A 12,495-nucleotide genomic window follows, 5' to 3' on the forward strand; every position below is an offset into this window, starting at 1 on the left:
CCCCGGGCAGGGCCCCCGGGCAGGGCCCCCGGGCAGGGCCCCCGGGCAGGGCCCCCGGGCAGGGCGGCCGGGCAGGGGAAGGGGGAGGACGGCGGATGCCGCGACCGAATCGGCCGCGGCATCCGCTGTCGTGTGCTGCCTACTCCGCTGCGGGAGCCGGCGGTGCGGGCGGCGGCGGGGTGGTCGGCGTCGAGACGCGCGGTGCGGGCGCCGCAGGCGTGGCTTCCGCGACTCCGGCCCCGAAGCCGCGGCCGACAGCCTGACCCTGGATGATGCCGGCGAGGTCGAGCCCGGTGGCGGAGTGGACGCTGTCGAACACCGAGGCCAGGGCCTTGGCGCTGTCAGCGCCGACGACGTTCGATGCCCCGTCCTGGCCCGAGCCGCCGATGATCGACACATTGCCGATCGCCGCGTACCCCTTCGAGAACTCGGCCATGATCGACGGCAGCACCTCGAGCACGCGCTGCGAGAGGAAGGCGTCCTGGTTCGAGGCGATGGCCTTGGCCTCTGCCTCGAGCGCCGCGGCGCGGGCATCACCCTCGGCGCGGATGGCGTCGGCTTCGGCACTGGCGCGCAGTCGGCGAGCTTCGGCCTCGGCTTCGGCCTGGGCGCGCAGGGCGTTCGCCTCACCACTGGCCTTCGCGATCGCCGCGGCTGCTTCACCATCGGCGCGGGCCTTGTCGGCCTGGGCCTGCTGCTCGGCGATGCGGGTGCGGGCCTCGGCCTGCTTGACCTGCTCGATCGCGGCGGCCTCGGCGGCGCGCTCGCGGGTGTAGAGCTCGGCCTGGGCGCGGGTCTCCGCCTCGTACCGCTGGGCGTCGGCGACGCGCTTGATGTCGGCGTCGAGCTGGGCCTGCTTGTTCTCAGCTTGCTGCTGCAGCACGGCCTGCTCGGCCTGGGCGCGTGCCAGGGCCTCGGCCTGCTCGGCCTCGGCACGGGCACGACCGATGCCGGAATCGGAGTTGGCCGTGTTCGTGTCGAGCGCGGTCTGCTCGATCAGGTTGGCTTCCTGGTTGGCGATGTTCTTCTGGTTGATCGCACGGTCGGCATTGGTCTGCGAGATCTCGGCAGACTGGCGCTTCGCCTGGATCTCGGGGGCGCCGAGCGACTGGATGTAGCCGACCTTGTCGGTGATGCCCTTGATCTGGAACGAGTCGAGGATCAGACCCTGCTCGGCGAGCTCCTGCGAGACGTCGGCGGCGATCTGATCGGAGAACTTCTTCCGCTCGCGCATCAGCTCGACGACCGAGAGCGTGGCGACGATTCCGCGGAGTGCTCCTTCGAGCTGCTCGGTCGTGAACTGCTCGATGGCCTTGTCCTGCGAGGCGAAGCGCTCGGCGGCACGGCGGACCAGGATCGGGTCGGAGCCGATCTTCACGATCGCGACCCCGTCGACGTTCAGGGTGACGCTGTCGAGCGACTGCGCCTCGGCGTTCAGGGAGACCTGGCGCGAGCGCAGCGAGATGATCTCATGGCGCTGCGTGATCGGGTTGACGAGCGACTTGCCGTTCACGATGACGGTGACGGGCGACTCCGACATCTCGGACCGGCTCGACCCGTCGGTCGCGATCACCGCTGTCTGCACCTTCTGCTTGCGGCCGGAGATGACGAGGGCCTCGTCAGCTCGGGCGACCTTGATCCAGCTGCGTGCGAACAGCAGCAGGATGAGCAGTACGACGACCGCGACGACGACGGCGATGCCGATGATGACGAGGATTCCGACGATTCCGGCGAACTCCATGAATGACCTCCCTGGTTCCCCCCGAGGGGGCGGTCTGACGTGCCCGCGGCTGTGCAGGCGTACGCATCCCACCCTGCCAGAAACGGAAGCGGGCTGTTCTCGCGGCCCTCGTGCGGGGCGGAGAACCCACGGTGGGGCGGAGATCTCGCGGCCAGGCGTCCGCCCGACGCGGAGAACTCCGCCCGACGCGGAGGACGAGACGCGAGCGAGCGGCCGGCGTCAGCGGCTGCGGAGCTTCTCCGCGAGGTCGCGCAGGGTGCGCAGCTCGTCGTCGTCGAGGCGCGACATGCGGTCGGCGATCGAGCGTCCGTGCACGGTGGCCAGGGCCCGGAACGCTCGTGCCCCGGCATCCGTCGCCCGGATCAGCGCACCGCGCCCATCGTCGGGGTCGGCGCACTTCGAGACGAGCCCGCGGGTGACCATGCGGTCGACGAGACGCGAGACGCTGGGCTGGCTGATCAGCATGTTCGCGGTGATGTCGCGCAACCGCGAGGTCATGCCGGGGGAGCGCGTGACGGTCAGCAGCACGTCGTACTCGGCCTGCGCGAGGTCGCTGTGCTCGAAGTCGGCCATCATCTCGGTGAACAACTCGTGCTGCGCGCGGAACAGGCTCTCCCAGGCCTCCAGGGCGAGCTTGCGATCGGTCATCCTCACAGAATAGTGGGAACAGTAAAGGGCCGGTCGGAGAGGCTCCCGACCGGCCCTTGTCCCTTGCACCAAGAGTGTCCTGCAATCACATGCGGTGGATGCCACAGCAAACATTCACCGTGTGATCACTGTATAACGGCGAGATAACGAATGCAACGGTTTGGTCACGGAAGTTTCGGGGAGCAGTTTGTTCCCTGTCCGTTCTCACGAAAGCTGTCGCGCACTGATCGACGGCGAAGCCACCGGCCTTGCCGAGAACGATCGTTCACGGCTTCCGGGATGCCAGCAACCATTCGACCGCTTCGTCCACCGTCATCTCGGTCCTCACACCGTCGGGGCTCCGCCGGGAGCCGAACAGCACCCGATGGTCATAGCGGCTGCAGTTCTTGCGGAGAAGTTCGTCGTAGTAGTCATCGAGATAGACCTCGAAATCTTCGGCGAAGGAACCTGAGCGCGGCAGCCGGGGCGTCTTCAGCCAGTGCACGATGGCACGGATATCGTCGCTTCCGAGAGTGACGGTCGGGGGGTCCGGAAGCGACAGCCGGAAGGCCAGTACCTCGGCGCCTTCGCCTTCCCACCATTCCGCGAGGTTGAAGGAGCTGGTGTCTTTTCCCGTCATCTGTCGGATCCGGGCCGACATCGACTCATATGCGGATCCTTTCTCGTCGCCGTGCTCATCAACGAGTCGCGCGTAGGCGTGCAGCTCGTGCAGCACAGCGTCGTGCCGCGCTTCGGCGGTCTCGAGGTCGGGTTGCAGTGGGCGCGGGATCACACTGTCAGGATATGGCCGTGCACTCCGGCCCACCGCTGTAAGCGTGGCATCTTCGGTGGAGGCTCGGTCGTCATCCCGCCGGCGGAGCCGCAGCGATGACGCGGATCTCCCGCGTCGCGGCGTCGCCCAGGACGCGGAGCGCTTCCTGATATGCGGGTGAGTTGTAGGCGGCGACGGCGGCATCGAGGTCGGCGAACTCGATGATCGTCGTCCGCAAAGCCGACTCTCCTTCGAGCGCGACGAGGGGTTCACCCCGCGCGAGGAAGCGGCCGCCCGCAGCGAGCATCGCGGGCCCCGCTATCTCGATGTAGCGACCGAGGCGCTCGTCGTCGAGGATGCTCGTGAACGTATTCACCCAGTAGACAGCCACGGACTTTCTCCATCCCTCGCCCAGGTGGCACGGTTCGCGAGCTCCGCCGTAGTGCCCCGAGTCTCAGCCTCGGTGCTGCCCGGTGGTTCTGCCAGGCACTGGACGGCCAGTGTTCGTCCTGATCCTGCCACCCGAATTCGCCACGTCGGCAACGGGATACGCGAATTCGGGTGAAGACCGACTACGGCACTGTTTGACAAGTTATACATACATGGTTGCATATGCTCATGAGGCGAACGGCTGAAGAAGCGCAGAGGACTCGCGCGAGCATCCTCCACGCGGCATTGGAGTCGTTCGCCGACATCGGGTGGGACGCGACGTCATTCGTCGGAGTCGGCCGCAGGGCCGGCGTCACCCGGGGTGCGGTGCACCACTACTTCGCCGACAAACGCGCGTTGCTCCACACGGCTCTCGACGAAGGGTGGTCCGACGCCATGGCGCCGTTGCTGGAGGCGCTCGAGGACGCTCGGCTCTCCGGGGGCGCGCGTCTGCTCCGTTTCATCGCGGAGTACGTGATCGCGCTCGCCGGCGACGAGCGTTTTCGGCAGCTGGCGATCATCTCCACGCTGGTGGCCCCGCAATCGGTGGATCTGACCGTAGGTCTCGCCGCGAAAGAAGAGGGGATGTCGTCGTGGGAGGACGGCATCCGCAGCGCGTTGCTCGATGCCGACCTGCGAGGCGGCCTCGATGTCGACACCGCTCTGAGCGCGGTGCTGATCGCGATCCACGGATTCACCCTCACCGCTGCCACGCAGCGCAGTCGTCTCCCTGCGGATCCCTCCGACGCGAAGCTCCTCGCGAGCGCGACCATCTTCGGCGTTCTCGTCTGAGCCGCCGTCCGCTCGCCCGTGCGATCCACGGGCGATAGTCGAACGACCCTGCACGCAGGGTCAGAAGGGGCACTCTCATGCCTGCATACCGCCTACGACAGATCAGCTCACCGAAGGCGGCCATGATCGTCGCATGCGTGGCGCTGTTCACCGACATGTTCATCTACGGCCTCGTCATCCCCGTGCTGCCCCTTCTTCCCGCGGCGGTCGACGCGGGGCCGACCGCGACGGGGATGCTCTTCGCGAGCTACGCGGCCGCGATGCTGCTCGTGACGCCGATCGCCGGTGTGCTGGTGGATCGACGTGGGCCGCGGCTGCCGATGCTCATCGGGCTGATCGGTCTCGCCGGGGCGACGCTGCTGTTCGCGATCGGAGGGCCGTACTGGCTCCTGCTCGTGGCGCGTGTGCTCCAGGGCGCGGCGGCGGGGCTGGCGTGGGTGGCGAGCCTGTCGCTGATCGCCGCGACCGTTCCCCTGGAACGTCGAGGGATCGCGATGGGGATGGCGATGAGCATGGTGAGCCTGGGGATCCTCGTGGGGCCGCCGATCGGCGGCCTGCTCGTCGAGAGCTTCGGTCACGTCGTCCCGTTCCTGTTGGCAGCGGCGCTCGCGATCGTCGACGGCATCGCACGACTGGTGTTCGTGCGTGGCGATCGTCCTGCACCCCATGAGCCCACGAGCCCGCTCGCGGTGCTGCGTGTGCGCGGCACCGTTCCCGTGATCGTCGTCGTGCTGATCAGCGCCGCGATGATCGCCGCGATCGAACCGCTGCTGCCCCTTCACCTCACGCGGACGTTCGGGGCGACGCCACTGGGCATCGGCCTGCTCTTCGGGCTGACCGTGATCGTGGGGGCGATCCTGAACCCGGTCGTGGGTTCGCTCCTGGGCCGGGTGCATGCCCGTCCCCTGGTGCTGGCGGGGATCGTCGCGGCAGCTGTCGGTCTCGTGCTTCTCGCCTTCGCTCCGTCTCTGTGGATGGTGGTCGCCGGAATGGTGGTCCTCGGTGTCGCGGTGGCTCTCCTCTCCGCGCCGGGCGCGACTCTCATCGGTCTGCAGGGGCAGCAGTTCGATCCCCCCGCAATCGGCGGCTCGTACACGCTCTTCAACCTCGCCTACGCCGTCGGGCTGATGGCGGGGCCGGCGGTCAGCGGCTTCCTCGCCGGGGCGTTCTCCTTCGCCGTCGCCTTCGTCGTCACAGCCGCGGCGATCCTCGTCGCCGGGCTCTTCGCATCCGCGCGGCTGCCGAGCGGTCTCCTGAGTCGCCCGACGGCACCGGTGGTCCCACCTGCGCCGTAGCCCGGAGTCGAGCGGTCGGCGGCCTGCCCGCCACCGCTCCCGATGCCGCCGGACCCGCGGCCTATCTGATAACCATTCTCAATAGAATGGGTGTGAGCAGAGGTGGGTGGGAGTTCTCATGACAGCAGGGCAGGACGCGGACAAGGTGCCGGTCATCGCACTCACCGGCCATCTCGGCGCGGGCAAGACGAGCCTCCTCAATCATCTGCTGCGGGCGCCCGGCGCGCGACTCGGCGTGGTGGTGAACGACTTCGGCGAGCTCAATGTGGACGCGGCGCTCGTGACCGGACAGATCGACGAGGCGGCAGCGATCTCGGGCGGATGTCTGTGCTGTCTCCCCGATTCGGGCGGGCTCGACGACGCGCTGGAGAGGCTCGCTCATCCGAGATTGCGGCTGGACGCGATCCTCGTGGAGGCCAGCGGCGCCGCCGACCCCGTCGCTCTGACTCGACTGATCCGCTTCAGCGGTGCCGAGCGGATCCGCCCGGGTGGGGTCGTCGAGGTCATCGATGCCGTCGAGCACTTCCGTACCGTCGACACCTGGCCGGAGCCTCCTCGGCGTCATGTGGCAGCGACGCTGATCGTGATCGGGAAGACCGATCTGCTCGCGCATGACGAACGAGAGGACAGGATCGAGCGGATCCGGCAGCGGGTTCGCGCGCGCAATCAGCAGGCGCAGGTCGTCGTCGCGCGGGCGGGGCTCGTCGATCCTGCGCTCGTGTTCGACGCCGCGACCGATCAGGAGCCTGACGATGAGCTCCCCTTGGCCCGGCTGGTCCGTGAGGAGGGAGAACGGCATGAGGGGCACGAGCATGCCCGTGCCCGGTCCGTCGCGCTGCCGGGTCCGGTGGCGCCGGGCGCCCTCACGGATCTGCTCGAGGACCCTCCCGACGGCGCATACCGACTCAAGGGACGGGTGCGCGTGCACGGCCCGAAGGCGGAGCGTGGCTACCTGGTGAACGTGGTCGGGCGGATGATCCATGTCGCCGCGTTGCCCGTGCCGCCGAACCAGGGCGAGTTGGTCGCGATCGGAATGCACCTCGACCCCGATACGGCGCAGAGGCGATTGCAGGATGTCGCCGACGCGGACGCCGACCGTCCGGACCCCGCCGGACTGCGGCGACTGCGACGCTACCGTCGACTCAGCGACTGACGACTCCCTGCCCGCTCTCCGCTGTCGCGGATCGTCAGACGTTCGGGCAGACCTCGGCGACCGAGCCGGCGATCGTCGCGGTATAGGCGCGGAACGCCTCACGATCGCGTGGAGGCAACTCGGCGATCAGCGCTTCGAGCGTGTCGTTGAGCTGTGCGTAGAACGTGCGCGCGGCCGCCTCTCCGGCAGGGGTCGCGGTGACGTTCGTCGCGCGCCGGTCGTGGGGGACGGCCGTGCGCTCGACCAGGCCCTTCGCCTCGGCGCGGTCGATCAGTCCCGTCAGCGCTGTCTTCTCGATGTCGAGCCCCTGTGCGATGGTGGCCATGCGCTGCGGTCCGTCCAGGAGCAGGCCGAGGATACGGGCCTGTGTGGGAGTCAAGCCGTTCTGCTCGGCCAGGGTCAGCACGCGCGACGTCACCAGCGAGGTGAGCTGGGCGAGGGGGTGGAGGAATCCGCGAGGAACGTCGGTGTCTGCCGTCGTTGCGGACGCCTTCGTGGTCTCGCCGGTCGCCATGGGAATATCGTACCGCCAGCGATAGTTCACTCCATGTACAGTCCCATGAGTGGACTGTCGGGGTGCGTGGGCATCCCGTCGACGACGGAGGAACCTCTATGAATTCCGCACACGCTCCCTACGACCTCGCGGGGATCCCGCTGACGAACCGCATCGTGATGGCGCCGATGACGCGCAGCAGGGCGTACGGCCCCGGTGCGACGCCGACCGATCTCAACGCGACGTACTACGCGCAGCGGGCGACGGCCGGTCTGATCGTCACGGAGGGAACCCAGCCGTCCGTGGTCGGACAGGGATACCCCGACACTCCGGGTCTGCATTCTGCAGAGCAGGTCACGGCGTGGCGCACGGTCACCGATCGCGTGCATGAGGAAGGCGGGCGGATCTTCGCCCAGCTGATGCACGTGGGCCGCATCGGCGACCCCGATCTCCTCCCCGACGGCATGATCCCGGTGGGCCCCTCGGCGGTCGCCGCCGCGGGCGAGATCTACACGCACGCCGGCAGGAAGCCGCACGTGACGCCTCACGCGCTCACCGAGGACGAGATCCACGCCACGATCTCCGACTTCGCGGATGCCGCGGCCAACGCGATCGAGGCGGGGTTCGACGGCGTCGAGATCCACGGCGCCAACGGCTACCTCGTGCAGCAGTTCCTCGCCAGCAACGCCAATGTGCGCGAGGACGGCTGGGGTGGCTCCGTCGCCGGGCGTACCCGCTTCGCCGTCGAGGTCGCTCGCGCTGTGAGCGCGAGGATCGGCTCGGCGCGCACGGGCATCCGGCTGTCGCCCGGCGGGGTGCTCGGCGACATCCGGGAAGACGATCGGGAGGCCACCTACATCTCTCTGATCGCGCAGCTGGCGCCGCTCGATCTCGCCTACGTGCACGTCATGGAGGCCCCGGGTCAGCGCGACCTCGTCCTGCGCATGCGGGAGGCCTGGCCGAACACGCTCATCCTCAACCCGTTCACCGGGAGTGAGCCGACCGGACCCGACGCGCTCGCCCTGATCAGCGACGGCACGGCCGACCTCGTCTCGTTCGGCGCGCTTTACATCGCCAACCCCGACCTGGTCGATCGTCTGCACCAGGGCGGCCCGTTCGCAGCCCCCGATCTCAGCAAGGCCTTCGGTGGCGATCACCAGGGCTACACCGACTACGCCGTGCTCGCCTAGCCTCGGTCCTGCTCCCGTCTGCCGTCGACGCGTGCGAGTGCGCGACGTGGGGCGGCAGACGGGAGCGGTGCTCGCCACCACGCGGACGGAAGAGTCAATAGGATGGGTAGCGGCCATCGTCGGGGAGTGACGTCCCCGCCCTTCGGGAAGACGAGGCCCGCGCGTCCAGCGGATCGACGAGAGGCCGGTGATCATCGGCGAAGGTGTGGTGGCACCGCGATCTAGCCCCCGCCCGCACCTCCAGGGCTTCCACATCCTGGAGGAATCATGAGATCACCCGACCCCGCCCGCACCCTCGCCGCACAGCTCGCCGACGCCGTCCCCGGCCAGCACGTCGTGCTCGAGGGGCACGTCCACCGCCGTCGTGAACTCGCGAAGGTGTCGTTCCTGATCCTGCGCGACCGCACGGGGCTCGCCCAGGTCGTTCTGCGACCCGACGAGATTCCCGCCGAGGGCATCCCCACCGAGGAGACCGTCGTGCGGATCGTGGGCGTCGTCGCGGCGAACGCTCAGGCACCCGGCGGGGTCGAGGTCGTCTCGCCCGTGATCGAGATGCTCTCCGAGCCCGCCCGGACTCCGATCGTCGAACTCTGGCGGCCATCGCTCGACGCCACGCTGCCGACGCTCCTCGACCACGCGGCCGTGACCTGGCGCCACCCGGCGCAGCGGGCGAAGTGGGAGCTGACGGCAGCGAGCCTGCGCGGATTCCGCCGCACCCTCGACGCTGCCGGCTTCACGGAGATCCACACACCCAAGATCGTCGACACGATCACGGAGTCGGGAGCGAACGTGTTCCCGGTCGACTACTTCGGGAAGACCGCCTACCTCGCGCAGAGTCCGCAGTTCTACAAGCAGCAGCTCGTCGGGGTCTTCGAACGCGTCTACGAGGTCGGCCCGGTGTTCCGCGCCGAACCGCACGACACGGTCCGCCACCTCGCCGAGTACAGGTCCCTCGACGTCGAATTCGGCTTCATCCGCGACCACCGCGATGTGCTGGCGCAGCTCGGCGAGGTGCTCGGGGGGATGCTCGACAGCATCTGCTCCGAGGGCGCCGGCGCCCTCGACCTCCTCGACGTCGCTCTCCCGGCCATCCCCGAAGAGATCCCGGTGGTGCATTTCCGCGACGCCCTGCGCATCGTCGGCGCACCGGACGATGAACCCGACCTCGCGCCCGCGCACGAGCGGGCTCTGGGCGACTGGGCGCGGGAGCGATACGGCAGCGACGTGCTCGCCGTCGAGGGGTATCCGATGCGCAAGCGCCCCTTCTACACGCATCCGCAACCGGACGACGAGCGGTGGAGCAACAGCTTCGACCTGCTGTTCCGCGGGCTGGAACTCGTCACGGGAGGACAGCGGCTGCATCGCCACTCCGACTACGTCTCCGCGATCGAGGCGCGCGGAGAGTCGCCTTCCGCCTACGCGGCCTACCTCGACGCGTTCGCGCACGGGATGCCTCCGCACGGCGGGTTCGCGATCGGACTCGAACGATGGGTCGCACGCCTCCTCGAAGCCTCGAACATCCGGGAGGTGACGCTCTTCCCGCGGGACCTGCATCGGCTCACGCCGTGACGTCGCGGCTCCTCTACGGTGAGGGTATGGAATGGGGCAAGGAAGTCGTCGTCCGCGGTGCCCGGGTCCACAACCTGAAGAACGTGGATGTCGATGTCCCGCTGCACCGCCTGGTCGCGGTGACCGGCGTATCGGGGTCGGGAAAGTCCTCTCTCGCGCTCGGCGTGCTGTACGCGGAGGGGTCGCGGCGCTACCTCGAAGCGCTGTCGGCCTACACGCGGCGACGACTGTCGCAGGCAGCCCGAGCGGACGTCGATGCGGTGGAGGGCGTGCCCGCGGCGATCGCCCTCCACCAGCGTCCGGCCGTCCCGGGCGTGCGAAGCACGTTCGGGACGGCGACGGAGCTTCTCAACTCCGTGCGACTGCTCTTCTCCCGGGTGGGGACGCACGAGTGTCCGAACGGACACCGGGTGCCGCCGTCGCTGAGCGTGGCCTCCACCGGGCACGCCACGTGCCCCACCTGCGGGGTGCGGTTCTCCGCGCCGGGCGCCGAGGCGTTCTCGTTCAACGAGGAAGGGGCGTGCGAGACCTGCGAGGGGACGGGGGAGACGCGTCAGGTCGACCCCGAGGCCCTCGTTCCCGACGAGTCGCTCACGATCGACGAGGGGGCCGTCGCAGCGTGGGGGTCGTTCGGTGCGAGTCTGCTCCCGCAGGTGGTCGCCGCGCTCGGCGTGCGGACGGACGTCCCTTTCCGGGATCTGACGGATGGCGAGCGCGACGTCGTGCTCCACGGCGAGGAGACGACGCGCTCCGTGGTCGTGACGAGCAAGAACGGCAACGTCTTCGAGCTCGACGCGAAGTACCGCAACGCCGGCCGGGTCATCGAGGATGCCCTGCGCAAGGCTCAGAGCGAGAAGGGGCTCGCTCGTCTCGACCGCTTCGTGCACGTGGCCGGATGTCCGTCCTGCGGGGGTTCAAGGCTCAACGCGCGGGCGCGATCCACGACCGTGCACGGCTCGAGCATCGACGTCGTCTCGGCGTGGAGCCTGGAGCAGGTCTCTGCGTTCGTCCGCGGGCTGCCCTCCGTCGTCCCGCCCGAGCTGCGGGAGATGACGGAGCGCATCGTCGAGGCCTTCGCATCGTCGGGGGACCGGCTTCTCGGACTCGGGTTGGGGTACCTCTCGCTGGACAGGTCGTCCCGCACCCTGTCCACAGGAGAGCTGCAGCGTGTGCAGCTGGGACGGGCCCTGCGCAGCAGCGCGACCGGGATCCTCTACGTGCTGGATGAGCCTTCCATCGGTCTGCATCCGGCGAACATCGAGTCGCTGCTTCGCGTGGTGAGACGTCTCGTCGAGACGGGGAACTCGGTGGTGCTGGTGGATCACGATGTGGACGTGCTTCGACATGCCGACTGGCTGATCGAAGTCGGCCCGGACGCCGGGACGCGTGGCGGGTCGATCGTCGCGACGGGGGATGTCGCGGCGATGGAGCGGAACACCGCGTCGCGCATCGGCGGATTCCTGAGCGGTCGCGAACCTGCCGTCGTCCGTGAGCGAGCCGGTGCCGAGGAGGTCTTCGCCCACGGACGCATCCGTCTGCGCACCACCGCGCACTTCACCCTCCATGCGCTCGCCGTCGACTTCCCGCTCCGTCGGCTGACGGCGGTGACCGGGGTGTCCGGATCGGGCAAGACCACCCTGGTGCTGGAGAGTCTCGCCGCGGCGCTGGCGGCGTCGCCCTCCGGTGCGGGGCGTCCTGCGCATGTCGCGGAGATCGACGCCGGGGGCGTCGCCCGCACCGTCGTCGTCGATGCCGCCCCGATCGGGAGGAACGTCCGGTCGACGGTCGCGACGTACACGGGAATCCTGGACGACCTGCGCCGGGCCTATGCCCATACCGAGACGGCCAGGGCACAGGGGCTCACGGCGTCGAGCTTCTCCTACAACACGGGCGCTCTGCGTTGTCCTGCCTGCGACGGCGTGGGGCAGGTGTTCCTCGACGTCCAATTCCTCCCCGACGTCGACATCCCCTGTCCGACGTGCGGCGGCACGCGGTACGCACCGGAAGCGGACGAGATCCGCCTGTCGGGTGTCACACTCCCTGAGGCACTCGCACTCACGATCGAGCAGGCTCGTTCAGTGTTCGGGAGCATCCGCAAGGTCGAGGCACGTCTGCGGACCCTCGAAGAGATCGGGCTGGGGTACCTCACTCTGGGCGAAGCCACGCCGGCGCTCTCCGGGGGCGAGGCGCAGCGACTCAAGCTCGTCTCCGATCTCGAGCGAGAACTGCACGGCACGCTCTTCGTCTTCGACGAGCCCAGTGTCGGGTTGCATCCGGCGGACGTGCGGGTGCTGCTCGGGGTCTTCCAACGACTCATCGACGCCGGCGCGACGGTCATCGTCATCGAGCACGACCTCGACGTGATCGTCAACGCGGATCATGTCATCGACCTCGGCCCCGGAGAGCGCCGGCGTGGCTTCGCCCAGAGTGAGGT

11 protein-coding genes are annotated in these 12,495 nt (G+C 68.9%); 6 read left to right on the plus strand and 5 right to left on the minus strand.

Annotated elements, in window-relative coordinates; translation table 11 throughout:
* Window positions 1-139 precede the first annotated feature (139 nt).
* From CQ042_RS19995 to CQ042_RS20010, 4 genes are all read right to left on the minus strand, one after another.
* On the minus strand, window positions 140-1,741 hold the full coding sequence (locus CQ042_RS19995; protein WP_105672191.1) for a flotillin family protein: 1,602 nt from the start codon (window positions 1,739-1,741) through the stop codon (window positions 140-142).
* Between the two features lie 219 nt (window positions 1,742-1,960).
* A complete protein-coding gene (locus CQ042_RS20000; RefSeq protein WP_105672192.1) occupies window positions 1,961-2,389 on the minus strand; it encodes a MarR family winged helix-turn-helix transcriptional regulator in 429 nt (142 codons plus the stop codon).
* 265 nt (window positions 2,390-2,654) lie between these two features.
* Window positions 2,655-3,104, minus strand: a complete 450-nt coding sequence (locus CQ042_RS20005) for a hypothetical protein (protein ID WP_181157651.1) — start codon at window positions 3,102-3,104, stop codon at window positions 2,655-2,657.
* Between the two features lie 127 nt (window positions 3,105-3,231).
* Window positions 3,232-3,531, minus strand: a complete 300-nt coding sequence (locus tag CQ042_RS20010; RefSeq protein ID WP_105672194.1) for a DUF1330 domain-containing protein — start codon at window positions 3,529-3,531, stop codon at window positions 3,232-3,234.
* Window positions 3,532-3,758: 227 nt separating this feature from the next.
* Between CQ042_RS20010 and CQ042_RS20015 the strand changes: the two genes are divergently transcribed.
* The 3 genes from CQ042_RS20015 (at window position 3,759) to CQ042_RS20025 (ending at window position 6,809) form a co-directional block, all read left to right on the plus strand.
* On the plus strand, window positions 3,759-4,361 hold the full coding sequence (locus CQ042_RS20015) for a TetR/AcrR family transcriptional regulator (RefSeq protein WP_181157652.1): 603 nt from the start codon (window positions 3,759-3,761) through the stop codon (window positions 4,359-4,361).
* Between the two features lie 77 nt (window positions 4,362-4,438).
* Entirely contained in the window at window positions 4,439-5,656 is a 1,218-nt protein-coding gene (locus CQ042_RS20020) for an MFS transporter (RefSeq protein WP_105672196.1), read from the plus strand.
* 118 nt (window positions 5,657-5,774) lie between these two features.
* Window positions 5,775-6,809, plus strand: a complete 1,035-nt coding sequence (locus CQ042_RS20025) for a GTP-binding protein (protein WP_105672197.1) — start codon at window positions 5,775-5,777, stop codon at window positions 6,807-6,809.
* Between the two features lie 34 nt (window positions 6,810-6,843).
* Here CQ042_RS20025 and CQ042_RS20030 read toward each other — a convergent pair whose 3' ends face one another.
* The gene (locus CQ042_RS20030) at window positions 6,844-7,323 is read right to left on the minus strand and encodes a MarR family winged helix-turn-helix transcriptional regulator (protein ID WP_105672198.1); all 480 of its coding nucleotides are present in this window, start codon (window positions 7,321-7,323) and stop codon (window positions 6,844-6,846) included.
* A 98-nt stretch (window positions 7,324-7,421) separates the two neighbouring features.
* Between CQ042_RS20030 and CQ042_RS20035 the strand changes: the two genes are divergently transcribed.
* The 3 genes from CQ042_RS20035 to CQ042_RS20045 form a co-directional block, all read left to right on the plus strand.
* Entirely contained in the window at window positions 7,422-8,492 is a 1,071-nt protein-coding gene (locus CQ042_RS20035) for an alkene reductase (protein ID WP_105672199.1), read from the plus strand.
* Window positions 8,493-8,759: 267 nt separating this feature from the next.
* Window positions 8,760-10,061, plus strand: coding sequence for an aspartate--tRNA(Asn) ligase (aspS, locus tag CQ042_RS20040; RefSeq protein ID WP_105672200.1), 1,302 nt, complete (start codon window positions 8,760-8,762; stop codon window positions 10,059-10,061).
* Window positions 10,062-10,087: 26 nt separating this feature from the next.
* Window positions 10,088-12,495: excinuclease ABC subunit A (locus tag CQ042_RS20045; RefSeq protein WP_105672201.1), on the plus strand; the 2,408-nt coding region annotated here is incomplete at its 3' end.

This window comes from Microbacterium sp. MYb62 (assembly GCF_002979475.1).
Classification (GTDB): Bacteria; Actinomycetota; Actinomycetes; order Actinomycetales; family Microbacteriaceae; genus Microbacterium.